19 protein-coding genes are annotated in these 25,240 nt (G+C 40.5%); 2 read left to right on the top strand and 17 right to left on the bottom strand.

The window, feature by feature from the left end:
• Positions 1-18: 18 nt before the first annotated feature.
• The 7 genes from fucO to I7804_RS10215 all read right to left on the bottom strand — a co-directional run bounded on the left by fucO (position 19) and on the right by I7804_RS10215 (position 7,377).
• Positions 19-1,164 carry a lactaldehyde reductase gene (fucO, locus tag I7804_RS10245; protein WP_022759509.1) on the bottom strand — a complete coding sequence of 382 codons (1,146 nt, stop codon included), beginning with the start codon at positions 1,162-1,164 and terminating at the stop codon, positions 19-21.
• A 144-nt stretch (positions 1,165-1,308) separates the two neighbouring features.
• Positions 1,309-2,556: an L-rhamnose isomerase gene (locus I7804_RS10240; RefSeq protein ID WP_248403287.1), complete on the bottom strand. Its 1,248-nt coding sequence runs from the start codon at positions 2,554-2,556 to the stop codon at positions 1,309-1,311.
• Between the two features lie 118 nt (positions 2,557-2,674).
• The gene (locus I7804_RS10235; protein ID WP_248403285.1) at positions 2,675-4,240 is read right to left on the bottom strand and encodes a rhamnulokinase; all 1,566 of its coding nucleotides are present in this window, start codon (positions 4,238-4,240) and stop codon (positions 2,675-2,677) included.
• Between the two features lie 506 nt (positions 4,241-4,746).
• The gene (locus I7804_RS10230; protein ID WP_248403283.1) at positions 4,747-5,343 is read right to left on the bottom strand and encodes a hydrolase; all 597 of its coding nucleotides are present in this window, start codon (positions 5,341-5,343) and stop codon (positions 4,747-4,749) included.
• The gene (locus I7804_RS10225; protein WP_248403281.1) at positions 5,333-5,842 is read right to left on the bottom strand and encodes a DNA-deoxyinosine glycosylase; all 510 of its coding nucleotides are present in this window, start codon (positions 5,840-5,842) and stop codon (positions 5,333-5,335) included. Before I7804_RS10225 ends, I7804_RS10230 begins: the two co-directional genes overlap by 11 nt.
• Before the next feature lie 99 nt (positions 5,843-5,941).
• Entirely contained in the window at positions 5,942-6,976 is a 1,035-nt protein-coding gene (locus I7804_RS10220) for a phosphotransferase (RefSeq protein WP_022754645.1), read from the bottom strand.
• 41 nt (positions 6,977-7,017) lie between these two features.
• Positions 7,018-7,377: an NUDIX domain-containing protein gene (locus I7804_RS10215; protein ID WP_248403279.1), complete on the bottom strand. Its 360-nt coding sequence runs from the start codon at positions 7,375-7,377 to the stop codon at positions 7,018-7,020.
• A gap of 202 nt (positions 7,378-7,579) precedes the next feature.
• Between I7804_RS10215 and I7804_RS10210 the strand changes: the two genes are divergently transcribed.
• Both I7804_RS10210 and I7804_RS10205 read left to right on the top strand, forming a co-directional pair.
• The gene (locus I7804_RS10210) at positions 7,580-8,668 is read left to right on the top strand and encodes a helix-turn-helix transcriptional regulator (RefSeq protein WP_248403278.1); all 1,089 of its coding nucleotides are present in this window, start codon (positions 7,580-7,582) and stop codon (positions 8,666-8,668) included.
• A gap of 293 nt (positions 8,669-8,961) precedes the next feature.
• Entirely contained in the window at positions 8,962-9,837 is an 876-nt protein-coding gene (locus I7804_RS10205; protein ID WP_074754057.1) for an AraC family transcriptional regulator, read from the top strand.
• Between the two features lie 30 nt (positions 9,838-9,867).
• Here the strand turns inward: I7804_RS10205 and I7804_RS10200 are convergent, their stop codons facing one another.
• From I7804_RS10200 to I7804_RS10155, 10 genes are all read right to left on the bottom strand, one after another.
• On the bottom strand, positions 9,868-11,787 hold the full coding sequence (locus I7804_RS10200) for a bifunctional homocysteine S-methyltransferase/methylenetetrahydrofolate reductase (RefSeq protein ID WP_248403277.1): 1,920 nt from the start codon (positions 11,785-11,787) through the stop codon (positions 9,868-9,870).
• Between the two features lie 14 nt (positions 11,788-11,801).
• The gene (locus I7804_RS10195) at positions 11,802-12,758 is read right to left on the bottom strand and encodes an ABC transporter permease (RefSeq protein ID WP_248403275.1); all 957 of its coding nucleotides are present in this window, start codon (positions 12,756-12,758) and stop codon (positions 11,802-11,804) included.
• Positions 12,755-13,912, bottom strand: a complete 1,158-nt coding sequence (locus tag I7804_RS10190; RefSeq protein WP_027206472.1) for an ABC transporter permease — start codon at positions 13,910-13,912, stop codon at positions 12,755-12,757. The genes I7804_RS10195 and I7804_RS10190 overlap by 4 nt, the downstream gene beginning before the upstream one ends.
• Complete coding sequence (locus I7804_RS10185; RefSeq protein ID WP_248403273.1) at positions 13,909-15,447, bottom strand: ABC transporter ATP-binding protein; 1,539 nt, start codon at positions 15,445-15,447, stop codon at positions 13,909-13,911. The genes I7804_RS10190 and I7804_RS10185 overlap by 4 nt, the downstream gene beginning before the upstream one ends.
• Positions 15,448-15,745: 298 nt before the next feature.
• Positions 15,746-16,990, bottom strand: coding sequence for a BMP family lipoprotein (locus I7804_RS10180; protein ID WP_248403271.1), 1,245 nt, complete (start codon positions 16,988-16,990; stop codon positions 15,746-15,748).
• Positions 16,991-17,162: 172 nt separating this feature from the next.
• Positions 17,163-19,433 (bottom strand): ABC transporter substrate-binding protein, encoded by a 2,271-nt coding sequence (locus I7804_RS10175; RefSeq protein ID WP_248403270.1) that lies wholly within the window; start codon positions 19,431-19,433, stop codon positions 17,163-17,165.
• Entirely contained in the window at positions 19,408-21,000 is a 1,593-nt protein-coding gene (locus I7804_RS10170; RefSeq protein WP_248403268.1) for an ABC transporter permease, read from the bottom strand. The genes I7804_RS10175 and I7804_RS10170 overlap by 26 nt, the downstream gene beginning before the upstream one ends.
• Before the next feature lie 12 nt (positions 21,001-21,012).
• Positions 21,013-23,013 carry an HlyD family efflux transporter periplasmic adaptor subunit gene (locus tag I7804_RS10165; RefSeq protein WP_248403267.1) on the bottom strand — a complete coding sequence of 667 codons (2,001 nt, stop codon included), beginning with the start codon at positions 23,011-23,013 and terminating at the stop codon, positions 21,013-21,015.
• A gap of 72 nt (positions 23,014-23,085) precedes the next feature.
• Positions 23,086-24,159, bottom strand: a complete 1,074-nt coding sequence (locus I7804_RS10160; protein WP_248403266.1) for a carbohydrate ABC transporter permease — start codon at positions 24,157-24,159, stop codon at positions 23,086-23,088.
• On the bottom strand, positions 24,156-25,133 hold the full coding sequence (locus I7804_RS10155; RefSeq protein WP_022754633.1) for a carbohydrate ABC transporter permease: 978 nt from the start codon (positions 25,131-25,133) through the stop codon (positions 24,156-24,158). The genes I7804_RS10160 and I7804_RS10155 overlap by 4 nt, the downstream gene beginning before the upstream one ends.
• Positions 25,134-25,240: the final 107 nt, after the last annotated feature.

The raw sequence follows: 25,240 nt of genomic DNA, 5'->3' as shown, positions 1-25,240 counted from the left end.
TTCAGGATTAAACGCACATCACATGAGTTTTCTGAACATAGCAAGTACGTCAGACTTTGTAGCTTCTCTTGGGTTACCTGGGCAGCATGCATCTGCAAGTGCGTCATCTGCAAGCTGTGACAGATCTTCTTCCTTGATCTTCTCATTCTTTTCCGGAATACCTACATCCTTGGAGAGCTTACGAACAGCTGCAATAGCGGCATCACGGTACTCTTCCTGAGACATGTTGTCAACGCCCTCTACATGGAAAGCTCTTGCGATCTCTCTGTACTTCTCGCCTGTGTAATCACGGTTGTATTCCATAGAGATAGGCAGGAACATAGCACATGCTACGCCGTGTGGTGTGTCATAGTGAGCAGAAAGTGTGTGTGCCATAGAATGATCGATTCCAAGACCTACGTTAGAGAATCCCATACCTGCGATATACTGTGCAAGTGCCATCTTCTCACGACCTTCAGGGTCATTCTCAACAGCTTTTCTAAGGTTGTCAGCGATAAGCTGGATAGCCTTTAAGTGGAACATATCTGTAAGCTCCCAGGCTCCCTTGGTTGTGTAGCCTTCGATAGCATGTGTAAGAGCGTCCATGCCTGTAGCTGCTGTAAGTCCCTTGGGCATAGAGCTCATCATATCAGGATCTATAACTGCATATGCAGGGATATCATGCTCATCAACGCATACGAACTTACGCTGCTTCTGAACATCTGTGATAACGTAGTTGATAGTAACTTCTGCAGCAGTACCGGCTGTTGTAGGAACTGCGATAGTCTTTACAGCGTGGTTCTTGGTAGGTGCTACGCCTTCGAGCGAGCGAACATCTGCAAACTCAGGGTTTGTGATGATGATACCGATAGCCTTGGCAGTATCCATGGATGAACCGCCGCCTATAGCTATGATAGAGTCAGCGCCTGCCTTCTTATAAGCTTCAACACCTTCTACAACATTCTCTACTGTTGGGTTTGGTTTGATTCCGGAAAAAAGCTCATAAGCAATGCCTTCTTTATCGAGAAGATCTGTAACCTTGGCTGTAACCCCAAACTTTACAAGATCAGGATCTGAGCATACGAAGACCTTGGTGAAGTTTTCTCTCTTTGCAATGCCCGGAATCTCTGCAATTGCGCCTTTTCCATGATAAGAAACTGTGTTAAGTACGATACGATTTGCCATAAATCTCTCCTCCTTTGTGTTTTTCAAACTTTCCATTGAATCCGGATGATCATGCCATCTGCCTGTAACACTCTAGTTCCAAATACAAACAGAAAGTTTGAATTGTTTATAGTTATGATATTTACTTTTTAATGTATTCAAACTTCATGCTCTCTTTGAAAGCACTTCTTGTTCATAGCGCTTGATCTCGTCGTACCAGGACTTATCAGCAGGGACGTTTTCTCGTTTGCAGTATTCTGCCCAAACGTCGGACCATGGAAGTGACTTCATCTCTTCTGAAAGCATAAGACGCTTAGTATAGTCAGCATCATCCTGAGCTTTCTTCAGCTCTTCATTTGGCTGAAGAAGGGCTAAAAGAAGGGCTTTTTGCGTAGCACGTGTTCCGATAACCCAGGCTGCTACTCTGTTAATAGACGCATCGAAGAAGTCAAGGCCAAGGATTACCTTATCAAGAGCATCATTCCTTACAACTTCCTTCATAACCTCAATAAGCTCGTCCTGAAGGAGAACTACGTGGTCTGAATCCCAGTTAACAGGTCTTGTCACATGGAGAGGGATCTTATCAAAAAATGGAAGAAGCGCAGGAATTTTGTCGCTTACATATTCACTTGGATGATAGTGTCCCATGTCAAGAAGGTTGTATACGCCGGGGTGAGTTGCTGCATAGCTCATGTAGAACTCGTTAGATCCTGTTGTATAGCTCTCAACACCTATTGCGAAGAACTTGGATTCTACAGTGTCAATAACGTGTGGGCACTTCTCTGCGAAGATCTGATCAAGAGAGTCTTTAAGACGAAGTCTTGGTGTAAGGCGGTCAGCAGGAATATCCTTAAAGCCATCCGGAATCCATACATTGTTCAGTACCATGTCATTAAGTTCCTGACCGATTCTCTCTGCGATCCTTCTTGATGCAATCGCATGGCGGATCCAGAAATCACGAACCTCTTTCTTAGGGGATGAAAGTGACAGACCATCAACCATCATCTTGTGTGAAAAAATAGTAGGATTGAAGTCAATTCCAAGGTTATGCTCCTTGGCAAAATCAACCCATGGCTTAAAGTGCTCATATGTCTGCTCATCACGGTCTACCCATGGATGCTCGTCATCATAGATTGCATAGCAGGCATGAAGATTGATTCTCTTCTTGCCAGGGATCTGGCTTATAGCTTCAAGAAAATCTGCCTTAAGCTCTTCAAATGTTCTTGCTCTTCCCGGATAATTACCTGTTGTTGCAATGCCGTCTCCTGCTCCGCCATTTGGATTATCAAATCCGACAACATCATCTCCCTGCCAGCAGTTAATGCTGATCTCTTTATTTCTGAGAAGTGAAATTGCTTTTTCTGTATCAACGCCGTATTTAGCGTAAATCTCTTTTGCTTCTGCGTAACTCATTTTTCCTCCTTTAGCCTTAATTCAAGGCTTGTAGCTTCGATTTTTCTATTCGATGTTTGTTAAATATAGTTTTTATATCAAATACTTATTATCTATATAGCTATTCAACTGATATCACTTAGTCTTCAATACATTTAATATCAAAGCTCTTCTTTATCGCATCTCGTGCTTCCTGAAGATTCTTGTACTCTCCTGAACATATGAACTGCACTATCAGGTTTCCAAGAGCTGTTCCTTCTGTCGGTCCTGCAAACACAGGAAGTCCTGTCGCCTGAGCGGTTCTTTGGTTCAGGTACATATCCTGTGATCCGCCGCCTACGATGTTGATGGATGTGTATTTATTACCAGTAAGTTTTTCAAGCGTCTTAACAGTTCTTCTGTAGTCATCAGAAAGAGAATTATAGATAACCGCCATAACTTCGCCTGTTCCTGCTGGAAGGCTACCTGGAGTATCGCTTGCTTCAGATTTTTTTACATCAGGATTATCTTTTCCTGATTTGTCTATATCTGATAATTTCTTACTATATTTTTCTCTGTCCAAGAGTTCCTTACAATAGTGATAATCTTCATTGGTACAGGTAAGCGGCCTTCCGGCATCTTCGCAGGCATTTTTTATTTCATCTATCATTGACTTAGGTGCAAGGAATCTTGCATCATCAACATCAAGCACTACGTCAACATCTTTTGCCTGCTTAGCTGCTTCAATAAGCTCTGGGAAAGAAGGCTTTGTGCCTGTAATCTCACCGATCTCCCGCCTTACAGACTGGATCATCCAAAGTCCCATGATGTTCTTAAGATATCTATAAGTATTGTTATAGCCACCTTCGTTGGTGAAGTTAGCTTCCTTAGACTCGCCATTTGTTATAGATTCTTTGTTCTCAACTCCCATAAGTGACCATGTGCCTGATGACAGGAACACTGCCTTGTCATCCCTTGCAGGAACAGCAAGATATGCAGAACCTGTATCGTGGGTAGCCGGAAGTATCACATCAAGGTCAAAACCTACATAGTTCCTGACTTCCTGAGTAAATCTTCCAAGCTTTGTACCAGGCTTTGAAAGTTTACCGAATATCTTCTTTGGAAGACCGAGCTTTTCTATAAGTTCATAGTCCCAGTCGCAGGTCTTTGCATCCACAAGCGCAGTCGTAGAAGCATTGGTATATTCATTAGACTTTATACCTGTCAGCTTATAATTAAGATAATCCGGAATCATGAGAAAGCTCTCTGCCTGCTCCATGTATTCAGGATGCTCTTTTTGAAGTGCCACAAGCTGATAGATCGTATTAAATTTCTGATATTGGATTCCTGTTTTAGAATACAGATCGTCAAAAGAAAGGATGCCCTTATCTTCAAGCTCCTGCCTGATGCCATCTGTTCTTTCGTCTCTGTAAGCGACTGTATCACCAAGGATTTCCCCATCGCTGTCAAGAAGCACGAAATCAACTCCCCAGGTATCAATTCCCATGGTATCCGGCGTGAGATTCTGGTTTCTGCACTCTCTGATACCATCTATAATATTTTGATACAATAAATTTATATCCCAGCACAGATGATCGTTCTTCTCAGATACCCCATTTTCAAATCGGTAGACTTCCTGCAGCTTCATAATGCCATTATCTACTCTACCGATAATGTGTCGGCCACTGGAAGCGCCTATATCAACCGCTAAGTGATTTAGTCCCATAGCTATCTCCCATTCTTGATAATATTCCAAATAAACTTAGTATTATTCCATATTAGTTTTATTTAGTATCTTTATGTATTTGGCCTGACCTAATACTGATTATAACTTCATAAAATGCCTGTACCATTGTTCAAAGTCCGAAAGACTTTTGCAAAAGTCCACTCTTTAATAAAAAAACAAATAACCCTCAATTGAATGCACAAATTTCAATTGAGGGCTATTTGTTCTAAAATTGTATCTTCCTAATATTCAAAAAAAAGTGGGAAGCTCAAAGCTTCCCACTCATTAAATCTCATCTCTTTACGGATAATCCGAAGGTTAATGGAGACCTTCTTTAAAGTTCATCTCTTTATTAGCTCATAGGCTAACAGGTTAATGGAGACCTTTCTAACTATATATTACACTATTTAGTACCTTTTACAACTCAAATATCAAGATTGACTATTTCTGAAAATCAAATAAATTCATAAATAATAATGGCTTTTCTGCTATATGGTAGTAATTTTTCATGCTACAGCAGTCATCTCTTCATTGATCAGATCCTCACTCTCAGCCATAGCTTTAAGTGTCATCTCGAGAAGTTTATCAAGTTCCCAGCCAAGTTGTGCCGCGCCACGTTCAATGACCTCTCTTGAGCAGCCTGCAGCAAATCCCTTGCTCTTATACTTTTTCTTAAGAGATTTCAGCTCCATGTCCTTAGTACTCTTCGAAGGTCTCATAAGAGCAGCTGCCCATACAAGTCCTGTAAGTTCATCTGACGCAAAAAGAACCTTCTCCATCTCACGAGTTGGCTCAACATCAATAGTCACACCGCATCCCACAGTGATTCCATATCCGTGTGAACATACAGCATGAATGATATCATCACTAACTCCCCCATCTTTTAAAAGCTCTGGTGCCTTAAGGCAATGTTCCTCGGGATAAAGCTCAAAATCAATATCATGAAGAAGTCCGACAATTCCCCAGTACTCAGCTTCATCTGCATATCCAAGTTCATTGGCGTACCATTTCATAACAGCTTCCACTGTCAGCGCATGCTGGATATGAAAAGAATCCTTATTGTACTTTTTAAGAAGTTCAAATGCCTCGTCTCTAGTTATCATCTCTTTGCTCCTCCCTTACTATGTTTGTCTTTATCACGCTCCATGCCTCCACCAGTTTATCCACGGACCATGCTGCGTTAGCCGGACTTGTAGACGGAAGGCATATTGCTTTTCTATTAGTCACTTTCTCTGTATACTTTTTGTAATATTTCTCTGCAGTCTTACCATTAACAAAGATTGCCTCAATAGGCGCATTATCCAGTATTACAGATAGATCATTAGCTACTACATTCTTAATTGTTGAATCAGCAGATCCATCAATATCGCATGACGCGATCACATCCCACACTGCAATATGGTTTCTTAATAGAAAGGCTCTTTTCTCATCAATTGTCTGTGGCACACTCTCACCAAATACCGCCGCAGTCACCTTCCAAAACCTGTTCTGTGGATGTCCATAGAAAAACATTACCTCCCTGGACTTCACTGACGGAAAACTGCCTAGTACTAATATTCTTGAATTGTTGTCATATACTGGATTAATTGGATGTTTGATCATTTAGCTTTAATCCTTCTTCAATATTTTGATTTATATCATACTCAATGTATACCAAAAATAAATATTATTATATACTTTTTTGAACTAAGCAATATCTTCTCAAGCACTTTTGCTTAATTGCATCAGTTTTTTGGAAATATTGTCCGCTTTATTGTAAATTTCCTTACAGATTTCTGTTCTCCAAATCGCAAACTGTAAAAGCGCATCCCTATTCTCGGTTTTATCAATCAAGTATTCTTCATATCCGTATGCACTTCGAGAAAGCTGAAAAAGGTAAACATACGGCATTGCCTCAAGATCTCTTTGTGAAAGCGGAAAATAGTTCATATACTCTTCTACGTACAAAGAAAAATCATCTATATCAAACGACTGTCCACTCGGGCATGCTCCTGATTGAATGTAAGATCTCATTATCTCCCAAACTGCAGGCAGCTTTGCTGCTGAAGAGAAATCTATTACTGCTTTCACCTTTTCATCATCACATATCAACTGGCACGCCGTATAATCGCCATGGCTAGACGTATATGTAATTCCCTTGAAATATTCCTTCATTTCCTCAATATGACCAAAAAGTTCTATCTTGAACTCAAGATCATCTTTTATCCTGGCATAGTTGGCATCTTCCTTATAATCTTCCAATGCCTTAAGCAATCTTCCATATTTATCAATAACAGACTGAACCGAGATGCTCCTTGCCCACTTTTCACCAAGTTCTGTTTCAAGCGGATAATCCTTAAGTGCCAAATGCAATAGTCCCAGATACTTTGCACTATCCTTCAAAAGATAATGCGGAAGATCATTAAGATAAGATTTCCCTTCCAGGTACTCCTGAACACCTATAACATGTCCTTCATACAAAAAACAGCTTTCATCCTCTTTTGTCATGATAAACCTGGCAACAGGAAAATCTCTTTCTGCCAAATACTTTACAAGATTCGCTTCCTTCTGTATCTTTTCAATCTCAAATTTGCTCTGATACTCTTTTAAGAAAAAATCATCTTCGTCACAGCAAACCTTATAGCAATTAGCAGTTCCCAAAGAAAGATGTATCATTTCTTTTAAATGTAGTCCATACTTATCAAGCAAAACTGTTTGCATCGTTTTCTTATCAAAAACACTTTTTTCAATCGACATTTATTACCTTCCCCATCAATAATGCGCAATATCCCATGCCCTTAAAATATTATGTGAAACTCCTTAGTCGCAAGTTCCCTATCGTATGTAAAGTTTTCAGGAACTTCATCAAAAAGTTCAATTTTATCCATTTCGCTTTCAGGAAGTTCTCCAAGGCAGTGTGCAATCGCCAGATATACACGTCCATTATTCTTATGAATCCCATCATCCCAAGGCTGTTCATAATCCCACAAAGGAATGATATCGCAGTCTGTAATGCCAGTCTCTTCGTATAGTTCGCGCTTTGCAGCCTGCATAGCACTCTCGCCTTCTTCTACATGACCACCAGGATTCTCGAAGCTCTTTCTGTACTTGTGCCAGCACATCACCCACTTATCCTGATACCTTGTAAATATAACCACAAATTTCTATATTTTCAAGTCTGATGCTTAGCAGCTGATTATATATTTTCTGATATCTATGTGCTTGGCCGTATTTATAGTCTAATAAGCAGCCGTATAAATTAATGGTTTAGTTATAAACAACTAATTGATTATTGGTTCGCTGCAGGTCTTTAGATATAATAAAATCACACCGGTGAATTCAACTAAGGAGAGATCAAATATGAGGATCATGTTAGGAGGCGCAATCAAGGAACTGCGTAAAAGAGATGGAAGAACACAGGATGATCTTGCAACTGCATTAGGTATAACAAGTCAGGCTGTATCTCGATGGGAGGCCAATAAGGCATATCCGGATATGGAGATGATCCCTGCTATAGCCAACTACTTCCATGTTTCAATCGATGAACTGTTCGGTTACAACAATGATCGTGAAAGTACTCTTTCAAGATACATCGAGAAAGCAAACAAACTATTAAAGCCAGAAGCTGTGCCTGATAAAAAACAGTTAAAAAGACATGAACAGTTTCTTCGAGAAGCATTGTCTGAATTCCCAAACGAATGGCATTTGCAGGAAAGACTGGCTATGATCCTGTCGATAATAGCCTCGACTGAAAAAAGAAAAAAGAATGAAACTGATGCGTTAAAAGAAGCTGCTAAGCTTTACGAGCAAGCTTACAAAAACAGCGACGATGTTCATATGAAAGAGCTTATTCATTCATCACTAATTCGTGTGCTAGACAGTCTCAGAGATTATCAGAAGATAGAAGAAATCGCCCTTCAAAGTTCTTCTATATCAAGTAGCCGGGAAGTGGTTCGTACAGCAATGGTACATGACAGCAAACATGATCAATATGTAAGTGAAGCTTTTCTGACAATGCTTCATCAACTAACAGAATTGCTAGCCATGAATTTTGAGCATTTTGCAGCTGCTAATAATCCGGACATCTACCTTTCGCTTGTTATGCTTTATAGGTCTACTTTTGAAGATGGTAATTATGGATGGTTTAATAGCGATATGTGTATGCTTTACATGCATGCAGCGCGCATTTATAACAGAAATAAAGATTATAAGAAGGCCATAGAATGTTTGGATAAATCCTATGAGCATGGTGTTTGCTTTTCAGAAGCCGTCAAAGAGCCTATACAAAGACCGACCGGAGCAAGCATACGTGAAGCAGTAGATCTACCTTCTTCTTTTGCTCATATCAATAAACTCACATTCAAGCAGTATATCGAGCTTTTCTCAGAAGAAGTCATTTCCAAACTGCAAAGTAATCCAAAATACGCAGCTATTTTTGATTCACAATAATCAGCTATCTTTTGAATCATTATAACCAGCTGTCAACACCGCCTTTATTGCCGCAATATACCATTTTTTCAGATGTATCACCGAAATACACCTTTTCTTGCGGCAATATACAGGCACACCAAATATATTGCCGCAATTTATTTATTAGTCACATAGATTTCTTTTTATTTCATACATTTAATGGTTCTTTTGGTATTATCATTATGCAATAAACAACATTTTGCTCATTGTGACAACGATTATGTTACTATTAAAACGTACGTTTTTATCATTATATTTGCAGGAGAACTCTCATGTTAACTTATACAATGGATGTCGAAAAAGGAAGCATATGGCAAAGAACAACGCCCAGCCAGGCAGCTCTCTCACAGCCTTATGTTGTAACTGAAGCAGGCCTTTTCTATGGCAGGGAGAAATTCTCAACTTCAAGAGGTAACAAAGAAAGCTATCTCATCTTCTATACCATCGAAGGTTGCGGTCAGATAAGCCAGGGAGGGGATACTATCCTTCTTAAAAAAGGTGAAGCCCTTCTTCTAAACTGCAGAACACCTCAAAGCTATGGCACCTATAAAGAAGCCGGCAAGTGGCACCACTACTGGATCCATGCCGACGGTGCAGGTGTTAAGGCTATGGAGCCGTATCTTATTCCAGACGGAAAGCTTCGCAGCGTTCACATTCCAAGGTCTACAAGAGATATATTTGAAAGTATGCTGGGAAAGCTCCCTGAAGAAACCACAGAATCTGCTCTTTCAAGCGGTATGTATGTTCATAGAATACTTAACAGAATGGTCAGAAGTCTTCTTTCAGAGAATGCTGAACATGGCAATGACCATAAAAAAACAATGGAAGCCATCGCAGAATATATAAGACTCCACTATCAGGAAGAAATAAGCATGCAGGATTTGTTAAAAAAGGCCCACATGAGTAAGTCCTATTTCCTGCAGCTATTCAGACAGTATATGGGTACAACTCCCTATAACTTTCTGACCAACTACCGCATTACGCAGGCAAGAGAGCTTCTGGATCTAACAGACCTACCCGTAAGCCAGATAGCAGTTAAAGTCGGATTCAATGATGAATCCAACTTTTCCACAAGGTTTTCAAAGATTACAGGGCAGAGCCCTATGCAGTATAGAAAGAGCGCGATTGCACAGAATCAAACTTCATAGTGAAGAATTGACACATGCCATTATTATATTTTAATCAAGAATTTTATCTAATAAGTAAACCCTATTAAAAGGTATAGAGAAATAGTATCCGTCGCTGAAGTCTTTGGTCTTAGCGATAACATCTCTAACTACAGATACACCTACCATTTCGCCTTCTTCGCGGCTCATGTCAGGCTTATATCTGGCAATAACTTCATCAGGAACATTGATACCGGACATTTCGTTCTGGATAAAGAGTGCATTCTTGTAGCTTACAAGAGGCATAAGGCCGCAAAAAAGCTTAACGTCAGAATTAACCTCTTTCATCTTGTCTTTAAAGAATGAAAGCTTCTCTATATCCTCATCAGAAAATACAGGCTGTGTGAGGAAGAAGGAAGCACCCGCTTCTATCTTCTTGATCATACGTGACAGCTCAACATGTGTGTTAGGCCTGTTATAAGAAAGGGCGCCGCCATAAGTTATAGGATCACGGTAGAACTCTTCCCTATTAAGCTCTGCAATTACTTTCATAAGACCGACAGAGTCAAAGTTAAACACGCTTCTTGCTTCCTGTCTCATAAGAGTCGGAACAGGATCTCCTGTTATCGCCAGTATATTTCTTATACCATTCATATAGGCGCCCAAGAGGCCGCTTCGAAGACTTATCACATTCCTGTCTCTACAGCAGATATGAGGAATCGCTGCTATTCCTGTCTCACTGTTTACTTTAAGTCCTGCCAGGATAGAATCTGCTCTTGTTCTTCCTGATGGAGAGTCAGGCAGTGTTATGGCATCAACATTATACTTGGTAAGAGCATTGGCACTGTCCATGAGCTTTTTATCATCTGCCCCAAAGGGCGGTGCAAGCTCTACTGCTATGAGCTTCTTAGAAGTCTTGCCTTCCCAGAATGACGAGTCTTTCTCTCTTACCTTGATGCTAAGATCAGCTTCACCTTTAAAGGCGTGACTCTTTTTAGTACTAAGATCCAGCTCTGCGATTTTGGATGTATACTCAGGGCTTGTACCGCAGCACCCACCCACAATATCAGCTCCAAGAGACAGTATCTCTTCCATCTTGGAAGCAAAATACTTCTCATTACCTGAAAAGATAGGCCTTGAAAGCATACCCTGAGGGAAGCTTGCATTAGGGAATGCTGATACATACTTTATACCTGTGAAGTCTATCTCATCAATGATATTCCTCATGGAAGCGGGTCCAATACCGCAGTTAAGTCCTGCTGCATCAACGAGCTTTTTTGCAGATAATTCTTTTATTATATTTCTAACGTGGATTCCTTCGTTAGTATATCCATGCTGATTTGAACACAGTTGAACCCATACAAAAAGATCAGGCTCGTTTTCCTTTTTTTCTTTGAGCCAGTTAAGAGATTTTAGAATATTATCAATTCCAGCAAAAGTTTCGAAAAGGAATATCTTAATTCCGCTGTTATACATAGTCTGGACCATGAAAAAATACTCTTCAGAAATCTTTTCATCATCCTGTCCCGGAATAAATGGAATCGGTCCAACATCTCCTGCTACAAAGATCTGTCTTTTACCCTGATTAGCAGCATTTGTATCATTAATACGTGCATCAGAGTTTTCATCTGATCCAGATTTGTCGGTATATGAAATTCCTGTATTTGGTATTCCTGTATTTGAATCTTGTATATCAGAAGTATCAGAGTACAGAGAAGAAGCCATAAATGCAAGTCTGCATCCGGCTGATATATGATCGCCCAGCTTCTTCATATCAGGCCCGAGATTTAAGGTATTACAGGCAAATGTATTGGTCCTTATAAGATTGGCCCCGGCTTTGATGTAATCGCTATGTATATCGATTACTTTGCTTGGGTCAGTAATATTAGCGCATTCGGGAAGAGCGCCCGTCCCGTACTTTGATGCAAAGTATGTTCCGAACGCTCCGTCTGCGAGCATTATTCTATTATTTAAATAATTCTCAAATGTCATATAATGTCCAGTCTTTAGCGGGCACTCTTATCGTATGGAATACCCTCAGCTTTAGGTGCTCTCGAGTTCATGGATGTAAATGCAAGAACTATAAGAGAGATGATGTATGGCAACATGTTGTAGAAAGTACTTGGGAGGTTAAGCTGTTTGAAAAATGCAAAACCTGTATAAACGTTTGAAAGAGCTCTGAAGAAACCAAACAGTATAGCTGAAAGAGCGATAAGGTGTGGTTTCCACTGACCGAAGATCATAACCGCAAGTGATAAGAAACCAAATCCGGCAACGCCGTATTCGAACTTCCACTCACTAACACCGGCTGTGATATATACGATACCACCAAGTCCGCCGAACATACCTGATATAAGTACACCTGACCATCTCATACGGTTAACACTGATACCTACACTGTCAGCAGCCTGAGGATGCTCACCGCAGGCCATAAGACGAAGGCCAAATCTTGTCTTATATAAAAGTACATAAGCGATAATAAGAGCGATAACAGCAATAGCCATGAACCAGTTAAACTCAAACTTGCCAAAATAAACAAGGAGTGCTTTCTTGGCATTAACATAAGAGATTGTAGCTGATACATTATCAGGATCAGCGATTGTATTCATAGTTTTAGCAATGATAGTTGCTACAGCTGTCGCCAGCATGTTAAGAGCGGTACCTACCAGTGTCTGGTCAGCCTTAAAATTAATGCAGGCTATACCCAGAAGGCAGGAATAGATCATTCCTGAAAGCATAGAGCAGATAACTGCTGCAAGTACTACAACTATAGCAGGAACAGAGCCATTTGCATAAGATACGTTAAAACTCTTAAGAGCAAGGGCGCCGCCGAAGGCTCCCATAACCATTATTCCTTCAAGTCCAAGGTTGATAACACCGGAGTGCTCTGCATAACAGCCTCCAAGTGCTACAAGTGTAAGAACCGATGTGAACAGAAGTGTGTATTGAATCAGAGGTATCATTTACCTTCGCCTCCTTCCTTAGCTTTATCATCTTTTGTAACTTCTACAGTAGCCTTGGCAGCTCTCTCTTCCTTGTTACGAAGGTAATTATTGATGCAATACTTAAAGAAAAGAGTAAATCCGCAAAGGTAGATGATGATAGCTGACATAAGATCAGCAATCTGAGAAGGATATACGTTAAGATTGATCTTAGATCCTCCAAGTGTGATATGCTCGATGAAATATGCTGCAAATACAGTTCCTATAGGGTTAAGACCGCCAAGGAATGTGGCTGCGATACCATTAAAGCCCATGTCCGGAACGCTTGAACTTGTAGTAGTCCACTGCTCCATACCTGTCAGGTAGTACATACCTGCACCCATACCGGCAAGAGCTCCGCCAATGATAAGAGTTATGATGATATTCTTGCTTCCCTTCATACCTGCATATTTGGCAGCTTCCTTATTATAACCTGTAGCAATAAGTACATATCCAAGAGTTGTATTCTGCTGGATGATGTAGATCACGATAGCGATGATTATAGCAAGAGGAATAGCGATTCCTACATACTTATTACCACCAAAGAGGTTCTCAAGACCAAGGCTTGGAAGAAGTGACTGCTTGCTAACAGACTTGATCGGAATAGTATATGGGCTTGTTGTCTCTTTGACATTGCCTGTAAGCATGTTAACAAGGTACAGTCCTATCCAGTTAAGCATGATACCGGAGATAACTTCGTTAACATTTCTGTAAGCCTTAAGGAATCCTACAATAGCTCCCCATAATGCACCTACTGCTGTAGCCAGAAGAAGGCAGACAAACCATGGAAGGTTCCATGCAAGTGCCGCATAAAGGCTGATACCTGCACCTACAGCATACTGTCCTGCTGCTCCGATATTGAAAAGACCGGTCTTGTAACAGAACTGAATAGAAAGACCGCACATAACAAGAGGCGCTGTCTTAACAAGTGTACTTCCAAAATTCTTGAGTCTAAGGTTTGCCTTAGATGCTGCAAGGAAATTCTGAAGGATAGTTGTCATCGCTTCATTAGCACCTGCAGGATTGATACACAGAAGTACTATATAACATATGATGACACCAAACAAAATGCACAGAAGCGATGAAAGGATCGTCTGAAAAGCATTTGATTTTAAGATATTCTTTTTAGTCTTCATGCCTTGACCTCCTCTCTCCTGGCTCCTGACATATACATACCTATCTCTTCTCTTGTAGTAGTCTTAGGATCAAGCTCACCAACGATCTCGCCCTCATACATTACAAGGATTCTGTCTGACACACTAAGAACTTCTTCAAGTTCAAGAGAAACAAGAAGAATAGCCTTACCTGCGTCACGCTCTTTAATGAGCTGACTGTGAATATATTCGATAGCTCCTACATCAAGACCACGAGTAGGCTGAACTGCTATAAGAAGATCATGGTCTCTGTCCATCTCACGAGCGATGATAGCCTTCTGCTGGTTACCACCTGACATACTTCTGGTGATAGTAGCTGTGCCCTGACCCGAACGAACATCGAACTGATCTATGAGTCTTGAAGCATAGTTCTTGATATTCTTTTTCTTAAGGAATCCAAGCTTTGTTCTGAACTCCGGCTCGAAGTATCTCTGAAGCACCATGTTATAAGCAAGTGAATAGTCAAGGACAAGTCCGTGTCTCTGACGATCTTCAGGGATATGTGAAAGTCCTGATGTATTCCTCTCACGGATACTCATCTTGGATATATCCTTGCCATTAAGAGTTATAGTGCCACCTGTAGACTTGGTGATACCTGTGATACCGTATACAAGCTCAGACTGACCATTGCCGTCAATACCTGCTATACATACGATCTCACCTTTTCTAACCTTGAATGATACGTTGTTAACAGCATTCTTGTGATGATGGTTTGATGGAACCACAAGATTCTCAACATCAAGAACAACATCTGTAGGCTTGGCATCCTCTTTGGATACTACAAGCTGTACATCACGGCCTACCATCATCTTACTGAGCTCTTCCTTGGTAGTACTCTTGATATCAACTGTTCCTATATACTTACCACGTCTAAGAACTGAACATCTGTCAGCAACAGACATGATCTCATTGAGCTTATGAGATATGAAAAGAATTGATTTGCCTTCTTTGGCAAGATTCTTCATGATCTGCATAAGTTCATCGATCTCAGAAGGTGTAAGAACGGCTGTTGGCTCGTCGAAGATAAGAATATCATTGTCCCTGTACAGCATCTTAAGGATCTCAGTCCTTTGCTGCATACCAACAGTAATATCCTGAATAAGCGCATCAGGATCTACCTTAAGACCGTACTTCTCAGAAAGCTCCATAACACGCTTTCTGGCTTCCTTTTTCTGTAAAAAGCCGTATTTGGTAGTTTCAACGCCCAGAATAATATTATCCAGTACAGTGAAACACTGGACAAGTTTGAAGTGCTGATGAACCATTCCTATGCCAAGATCATTGGCATCATTAGGATTGTTGATCTTAACTTCCTTACCATCTTTTTTGATGATACCTTCTTCAGGCTGATACAATCCGAAAAGAACACTCATAAGAGTACTCTTACCAGCACCGTTTTCTCCAAGAAGTGCATGGATCTCGCCCTTTTTAAGCTGCAAAGATATGTTGTCATTTGCAACTATTCCGGGGAATCTTTTCGTGATGTTCAGCATCTCAATAGTGTAATTATCCTGCATGCTGAATTCTCCTTATATAAAATAATCGCTTCCCATTAGCGACCTGGTCTATATCATGACCACAGCTCGGTAAACCATGAAAAATAGCAACCAGAATTACTGATTGTAAATTCCATCGATTATCGAGCTCTGATCAGGATATTTTTTAATCCTTAGAATCATAATTCCAATTCATTAAAGAATCAATAGAGAAGTTAAATTTTTTATAGTAAAAAATATCAAAAGCCATTTTATAAAAAGACTGCGGAAAATTCAAGTATTTCCGCAGTCTATTTTATTTTTACCTTAATAAAGCAAATTACTTAATGCTTTCCTGATATGTTCCAATCTTAACGTTCTCGCATCCAAGGGATGAAGGATCAGCATTGGAAGAATCGTTATTAACTGTAACTTCGCCATTGAACATAGCTGCAACGAGTGCCTTGTAATCATCTTCTGTGAAGTCATCGTTGTAAAGTGTAGAATCAGCAAGACTTACATAGTTAAGTGAAAGATCATCAGCTGAAACAAGTCCAAGATTCTGGATCTGTCCTGCATAGTTGTCCCACTCACCGTTCTGGATAGCAGAAAGAAGTGTGTTAACTGTAGCTGTAAGACCCTTACAAGCTGATGTAATTGTCATGCCTTCGCCATAAGAACCATCGATAGTACCCTGCTGGTCAACGTCAACACCGATAACCTTGCCGCCAACCTTCTGAGCTGCTTCTGCTGCAGATGTGTAGATACCGCCGCCGCATGCAAATACAACTTCTGTTCCACCCTGATACCATGTATCCATAACTGCTGTGATATCAGAATCGCCGTAGAACTGTCCGCCGTAAGCGTAGTTAACTGTTACTTCAATGCCAAGCTCAGCTGCAGCTGCGTCAGCACCCTGTACGAAACCAAGACCATAACGGATAACTGCAGGAACTGCCATACCACCAAGGAATCCAAGGTTAGTATAACCAAGCTTTACTGCTGCATAACCAGCCATGTATCCAGGAAGCTCTTCCTGATAGATAGCTGAGAATACGTTAGGCTGAGAATACTCTTCGCCGCCATTAGCTGTATCGAAGTCATACTGTGATACGTCAAGTGCTACAAACTTAACATCAGGGTTGTCTTCTGCTGTCTCTACAACTGCTTCTGCGAATGCATAACCTGGCATAACGATAACGTTATATCCCTCGTCGATAGCCTGCTCGATAGATGAAACACGGTCATCTGTTGAGTTATCTGCAGGTTTGAAGTATGAGAACTCTACTCCGTTCTCGTCACAGTAAGCTTTGCAAGCTTCGTATGTTGTCTGGTTGAATGACATATCAGTGATATCACCGTAGTCAGTAACCATAGCAACTTTCATATCTGTAACTTCTTCAGAAGAACCTGTCTCTTCAGAACCAGTTTCTTCAGAACCTGTCTCCTCAGAACCTGTTTCTTCTGTTGTCTCTTCCTTATCTGTTACATCAGCATCATTGTCAGCTGAACCGCCGCAAGCTACAAGTGACATAGTCATTGCAGTTGCCATTGCAACAGAAAGAATCTTTTGCATCTTTCTCATAATAATGTCTCCTTCCTTAATGCGAGTCTGTGACTCTATAAATTGTTTAAAAACAACTCAAAAATATTATACAATAAATTAATATTATTTTCATTATTATTATCAAAAATAAAACTTCCTGTACCCTCTTTAGAAAAATCAGGTACAGGAAGTTTTGAAATTCTAATACTTATCAGCTGTTCTCATTGACGTAGATATTGATCCTGCTCTGAATGATCGCAGCAACATCATCAACTGACTTTTGGCCATTAAAATATGCAGCAGCTTCTTCTGAGATGATATTGAATATCTCTTCGTCATATACAACATGTTCAGTTACTCCCTCTATGAAGCCTACAATATAATCTCTTTCTGCCTGAGTCAAAGGAGTAAGTTCTACTTCTGTTCCACCCACATTCATAGTAGGAGTATATGTCTCTTCCACTCCTTCTTCATTAATCCAAGTTTCAGGTTTCATAGCATCGTCAGCCATTTTTTCAAATGTGCTTCTCTTTACAGGGAAATATCCATAGTCGACATATTTCTGCTGATACTCATCATTAAAGAAACTCTTAAGGAATTCCCAGCAGCCTTCCTTCTTATCAGTAGAAGCGCTTATACATATCTCATTGGTAGGGATGATGGCACTTCCTGATGATCCCTCTACTGAGTCATTTGTAGGGAAGCCAATCATAGTAACATCTTCGCCAAATGTTCCTCTAAGAACATCCTTATAGGAATCGAAATCGCCCAAATACTCAAGTTCTGCAAGGGCTTTGCCTTTTCTCCAATAGTCCGAAGTATCTTCATAGTTGGAGTAGTCATAATCTTCAGGGAACTCCTTCATAAATGCAAGGAATTCTTTGAACTCATCCGAATCAAAGTAACACTCGTGCTTGTCCCAATTGATATATGACGAAGCATTAAGATATACAGCCATGCTCATGATATTATTTCTGGTATATCCAAGTCCGAACATATCCTTATATTCTATGCCTTTAGAATCAGCTATCTGCTTCATCTCTTTCATAGTCCATGATGTCTTGCCTCCTACAGCAGATGTCGCAACTGCTATAGTATAAACCGAGAACGCAGGCACAAGTGAATAGAGCTTGCCATCTCTTCTAAAAGAATCAAAAACATTCTGAAGATAATCATCCGAGACGAATTCGCTGTCTGCCTCAATCAACGGATCCAGATCCATAAATATATCCTTGGCTGCATAAGCCTCCATAGGAAGCTCCGTGGACGCAAGCACGATATCCGGAACATTACCGGCAACTATATCTGTATTAAGTTTGGTAACACCGGCACCATAGTCATTATCCGTGTCATATAGAGAATAGTCAGTGACAGATATACGATATTTAGGATTGGACTTGTTAAAATCCACAATAGCATTTCTTACTGTCGAATCCATCCAGTAACATGCAAGAGTGATTATCTCCTGAGACTTGGCTTCTTCGGCAGGCACTTTCACAACTTTAGTAAGCTTATATGTATAATCTTCCTCATCCATAAGAAGAAGGAGAAACTCTGTATCTGAAAGCTGAACAGCACCTTCTACCATGTCAGAGTTTATATCTGAATCAATATAAGAGCAGCAATATGTTACATCGCTATCTCCATAGTTGTAGGTATAAATTCCGTCTCTTGCAAGAAGAAGAAGGTCCGAATTAGTACCCTGAAGGCAGTAAGAATAATTGCTAAAACTTCCGGGGAATTCAATATCTTTGCCGACCTTACCATCATCCAGGCTGAATTCCTGAAGTTTGTATCCGTCATCATCCCAAGTATATATAAGTACATTGTTGTCCTTTGGAACAAGCTGCTGCAGGTATTCAACGCCTGTATCATAATCCTTTATGAGTTTGCCATCTTCCTCGGAAAACAGGCCAATCTTACTTCCTCCATATGTAAGAACGCCCCTGCCTTCAATTATATAGATGCCATCCCCTGTTATATCTGTATCAGTAATTTGGCTCTGCCACAGCTGTTCTCCTTCCGGAGAATATTTTTCCAGATAATAGTCATCGTAATTATCTTCATCTTCCCCGTAGTTGTACACATTTTTGACCATATAGAAATTGCCATCGCCATCACAGATTGCCTGATTGAAATAGATGGTTTCATTCTCGCTTGAAGCCTTGGCAGAAACAGAAAACTGCTTCACGTCAGTTCCATCTTCCTTAAAGCTTAAAAACTTAAATTCTCCATTTTCATCATCACTGCCATATGACTGACCATATACATAAACTCGATCTTTGTAGGCGCCAATTCTATTTAATTCACTCACATCTGCTTCTTCAGAAAGTGTAAACTTATCTTCTCTGTAGATATGGTCATAATCTGCAACATTGTCAGTTGATCCCTTCTGGGCTCCTTTTTTGCCGCATCCGGTAAATACAGTTGCTGTCAGTGTAAGGCATAAAGCCAGACTAACTAGTTTTCTTGATTTTACCATTGCCTTTTCTCCTTTTCTTGTGTGACTGAAAATCATATATTGTGTCATTAACTTTCTTAACAATATCCCTGGTCTTCCAGGTTCTGTTGTTGTACCAGCTTACCACTATCCATACTAATAGTAGGAAAGCTATAACATATAGTATAAGCTCAGCCATTACTACCATAGCCAGAATATCTTCCCAGCCTCTTGCAATATTCTCCCAATATGGATATGAGAATTCTGTCAGCTGCATCGATCTTGCCGGGAAGGCTTTAAAGATACTGATCAAAGATCCCAATGAAAATCTCATTCTGGAATCCATTACAATAATGTCATCATTATCTTTAAATCCAAGTTTATCTTTGACAAGGTTTGTTGCATAGTTATCAACTGAGTCAGGCATTATCAGTTCATAGCATGCTATACCTGCTACTCCGCTTAGATTAGTAGATATTATACTGATGCTGTCAGCTTCTGCTCTCTCACCATAGGAAAGAGGCTGTATAACATCAGGTACTGACCCTGACGATCCTGAATAATTTCCTCCGGAATAAGAAGATCCTTGCGCTGTAGCTGGTCCTGTTTCTGTGGCAGACGCAGGAGATGTATCTGTTCCTGTTTCACTGCCTGCTTCGCCGGATGAGCTTTCAGAAGATGTACCACCTGCGTCGTTATTATCTGATGAAGTAGTTGTACCATTTGAACTTCCTGATCCGGTGCCTGCAGACTGACCAGATCCACCTGAAGCTGTAGCACTGCCGGATGCTCCGGAAGAAGTATCAGGTGTACTACCTCCTGTATCACCGGAAGATTTAGAACCTGATGATGTCGATCCGCCAGAGCCTTCTTCTGATCCTGAATACGTATACATGCCTTCTTCGTTTGGGTCTATGCTCTGAATCTGACCACCATCAAAGCTACTTGAATCCACAGTTCCATATATCACAAGTGTCTGAAATGATACATATACTATAGGCTTATCAAGTCCTGCCGCCTTGGCAATCTTGCCACTTTGTCTTCTGACAACGCCGCATATATAGTGTGGGATACCGCCTATATCTACAACCTGTCCGATGATATCACTTGATCCAAAAAGGTTCCAGGCAGTATCTTCATCAATAACTATCTGATCCTTCATATCGGCTTCGGGATCAAAGTAAGAGCCTTTTATAAGAGTTGTAGGATGTATATAGAAGAACTTGCCGCCCACTCCAACTGCTTTTACGTCAACACTCTTACTTTCACGTGATATGGTCACTCGCCCCGGCGCACTGTAACAATATACAAGCTCATCGCCTTCCTCTTTGAGGGCAGCTTCCTGCAAAGCTTTAAGTATCTTATAATTGTATTCCCTGATAGAATCAGGTGTCACACTAAGCGAATGGTTGAAGTAAATACTTATCTGTCCATAGCTTCCGTCATCAATCCAGTTCCTCCATCCGTTCTGGTCAGGCAGAGATGAAACAGCATAATCTTTATATGCTCCAAGGAGCAAGGCTGCAACCAGTATTAAGACAAGAGCTATGAGACGCTTTCCATACGGGCTTAGTGCTCTTTTGACTTTTCGTAATAGTTTTTTGATCATAATAAACCCGTCTTATGAATTAGTATCCTGAAGTCTTACCTGATCTCCTGAAGAAATAGGCGCTGTTGATGTTGTAATAACATATGAATACGGATCGATATTACCTGTAATGGCAGAGTTGGCATCATCTGATGCTACAACTGTCACATCAGCTCTTCTTGCAATATAACGGTTACCAAAAGGTGTGCTTCTGGAATCAAGTATCAGGACGAACTTACCATTATTATCTTCTCTTATGGCACTGTTAGGTACTACAAGGTCATAGGTTACAGCGTTCTCTCCAAGTACAAGGCTAAGGCTCTGTCCTGCAGAAAGATCTGTTCCGGACACTTCAAAGTTAAGAACTTTATGACCGTTAGGGTCACTTGAGTCATTGGTTATGGATGTAAGTACTGCAGAAAGGTCTGAATATGCCCATGCATTCTGAGCTGACGCAGCCTGCCCTACTTTGACTTTCTTGGCCTGCTCTGTTGTAACAGAAAAACTCATAGTCAGAACCTGGCCTTCAAGCTGTATGGTAGCCATAGTCTCGTTGGCTTTAGTATTCTCGCCTGCCTTATAAGCTACATTAGTGATAGTACCTGCAACAGGGGCATTAACTGTAGCTCCTATAGCTGTCTCTTCAAGCTTATCAACCTTGGCCTTAGCCTGTTCATAATCAGTTCTCTTCTGAACAAGTGCTATCTCAGCTGTTATCTTGGCAAGAACTTCTTTTCTTGCAGTTTCTGCTTTAGTGAGAGCTGCAGCTGTCTGGTTCTTGTTCTCCTTTGCTGACTCTATAAGTCCGTCATAATAGGAAGCATTTCTTGTCTCAAGATTGCCAAAATCAGCAAGTTTAGCCTTTTCCCTTTCAGCTACGCCTTTTTTACTCTCAGCTACGTATTTATTATCTATCGCCTCGCGATATGAGTTGTACTCAGTGATAAAATCCTCAGAGCTGTCTTCATAGACTTGAGCATCTGTACCATATGAAGCTTCAAACTTATTGATTATCTCATCATACTTCTCAATCTCTGCAGTAAGATTGGTGATCGTCTCTTCAAGGAGCTTTTGCTGATATACAATGTCCGCATCAGACATTGTAGTAGTTCCTGATGTAGCCTTGTCCCTGTCTTCATCTGCAGTTACATACAGGGATGCTATTTTCTTATAATATTCATACTCATCAATTTGAGCCTGAACATCTGTATCTGTCTGAAGTGCTGCTGAGTAGTTCTCATTGGCCTCAGCAAGTTCTTTTAAAAATGAGTCAAAAGAAAGTGCAGATCCATTCTTAATAGCCAGTATGTCATCAGCAGGGATGTCTGCTGAAAAGAGTGCCAGATCATATGCATCCTTAGCATCCTCTGCTGCTGTCTTTGCAGCTTCAAGCTCCTCTGACTCTGCATCTTCCAGAGTAAAAAGCACCTGATCCTTCTCTACGGTCTGACCTACCTTAACTTCTACAGAAGCAATCTTACGAGTCTGTGTGATCACAACGTCATAAGTACTACCTGCAGTAAGAGTTCCTGTACCTCTGATAGATGGTGCTATCTCGCTGCTGGCAACATAAGATGTAGCCACCTGAGGAAGCGTGACATTCATAATAGTATTGGAAAAAAGAGTAAGCACAAGAAGGATTGCAAGGAAAGCAATTGCTATATTTTTAATAGCATCCTTCCTCTTCTGGGCCTTGTATTCCTGAGGTGTCATACCCTTTGGAATCCTTGCATCCCTTTTTAGCTTCTTAGCATTCATTCGCCTTGTTTCTTCTTCAAAGGCTTTCTCAAGATCATCAACATCTTCATCGTCTTCTTCATCCGATCTTTCATCTGATCCGTTATCAGAATACTCATCTTCTGATGTAGTATCCTGCTCATTATCTATATCTCTTTCGTATTTTTCTTTTTCACTAATACTATTGTCATTATCTGTTTTTGACCCGTCTGATATTATTCCTGTTATCTCTTCATTATCCGGTTCATTGCCGATACCGGCAGATCGATTTTTGTCAAATTTCTTGTCCTTGCTCATACATCCTCCCGTTTATAAATAATGCCTTATTCTCAAAAGCTAAATATAATTCTTTTGTATTAGTTTCTTTTATCAGCCCTTTACACCGCCCTGATAAGTGATACCCTCTATCAGGTACTCTTCGCCGTACAAAAATACCAGCATCGGCAAAACCATATATATAACCGCTATCGCAAAAGCAAGTGATATCTCGCCAGAATTGATCTTGGACAAGAACACTGAAAGCGGGTGCAGATAATCATCTGAAAGCAAAATAATAGGCTGCTCAACCATATTCCAATAGTCAATAAATATTAGAATAGCTATAGATACTATTCCACCCTTGCAAAGTGGCATCGCCACATCTGTAAAGATGCTCCATTCATTGGCGCCGTCTATCCTGGCTGCTTCCAAGACAGATACCGGAATCCTTCGCATGAACTTGGTCAGCATATATACTGCAAAAGGCGAGAATATGCCCGGAAGCCATATAGACCATCTTGTATCCAGAATACCCAGATAGTCAGATACAAGGTAGTTAGGAACCAGCGTTACCTGATACGGCATCATCATAACGATAACGTAGAAAAAGAAGATAACGCCCTTGACCTTGCCGGTATATCTGGCAAATCCATATGAAGCCAGCGATGATACTGCAAGCTGGAACACAACGATAGGTACAACATATATAACCGAATTCCAGAACTTAAACAGATAGGCAGGGCTCTTAAACAAAGCCACATAATACTGAGACAAAGTTATGATATCCGGAATGAACTTAAGATTGACCGTCTTGGACACAAATACCTTGCCGCCCGTCTGCGTTGTTGCAAATATCGCACCATAGTTAGAACTTATCTCACTTGATGCCATGAAGGAATTGGTTATTGTAAGTACTATAGGAAGAAGGAATAATACTGCAAAAAATCCGCATATGATAGTCCCTATAGCAATCTTTATGATATCGATCCTCTTTTTTCTCTGATGATCCCTTATGAACTTCCTGTATAGAGCAAGCTCTTTTTTGATCTGATCTTTGGTGTAGGTTTTTTTCTCTTTGACAGGTTTTGGAGGCTTGGCGCCTTCAATGTCCATCCACTTGTTCTGGGGAGCTCTCTCTACGATACATTCTCTATATTCACTTGTAAGATCCTTGTGCCTTATCATGAGTTCTCCACATCCTTGCCAAAACGCTCTTCTATAGTAAACAAAGCTGCTACCAGTATTACCATTATCACCGACATCAGGATAGCTGCAGCAGACAGATCCTGATAGTCAAGATTTCGGAATTTATTATTCATATAATGCTGAAGTATGTACAACGAGTCATAGGGATAATCTCCCGTCATAAGGTATATCTCTCTGAATACCTTAAAAGAATTGATAAGCGACATCAGCGCCACAAATACAATAGTTGATGACAGATATCTAAGCTTGACATACCAAAAGGTCTGCCATGCATTGGCATTCTCAAGTCTTGCAACTTCAAGCTGATCTTCCGGAACACTTGAAAGAGCTGCCATAAACAATATCATGTTATATCCAAGATTCTTCCATAGGAAAAGAGCTATGATAACAATATGTGCCTGGTCTGATTTGAGCCAGTCAATCTTGTCTGCTCCGAATATACCAAGCACCTGATTCACAAGACCATTGTAATGGAACAGAACTTGCCATATAAGTACGATTGATGCTATAGGAACCATCATAGGCGATAGGAACATGCTCCTGAATGCACTTCTGCCAGGTATCTTGTTCTCAAGTACAATTGCAAGAAGGAGCGATAAAACAACGGCCAAAGGAACCGCTATAGCAGAAAACTCTATCGTATGAAGCGCAGCCTTCTGGAAAGCGGAGTTGTTCATAACTCTGGTAAAATTCAAGGTCCCTACAAAGTTACACTTGGTGGGATTATCAACCAGAGAATAAAAAACTACGACTGCAAAAGGTGCACCAAAGAAAAGTACTACGCCAATAAGACTTGGTACTATAAACAAGAATGAAATAGCCATATCTTTAAGTCTTACAGGTAGATATTTAGGTTGTGATGGTGATTTTGTATGATTTTTAGAATTGATCTTTGCTGTTTTCTGACGTGCATTTGCAGACAAAAGATCATTCAGCTTACCGATAGCTTTCAACTCGTCCCCTCTGCGATCGCAGCCAGTAACGCCGCAACCCCTTATGCCTTATAATAATAAGCCCATGTATACAAGCTTAAATACACTATACATAACCTCACTGAAAA

Source organism: Butyrivibrio fibrisolvens (genome assembly GCF_023206215.1).
In the GTDB taxonomy this organism is placed as follows: Bacteria; Bacillota; Clostridia; order Lachnospirales; family Lachnospiraceae; genus Butyrivibrio; species Butyrivibrio fibrisolvens_C.
This window is presented reverse-complemented; position numbering and strand designations above follow the sequence as displayed.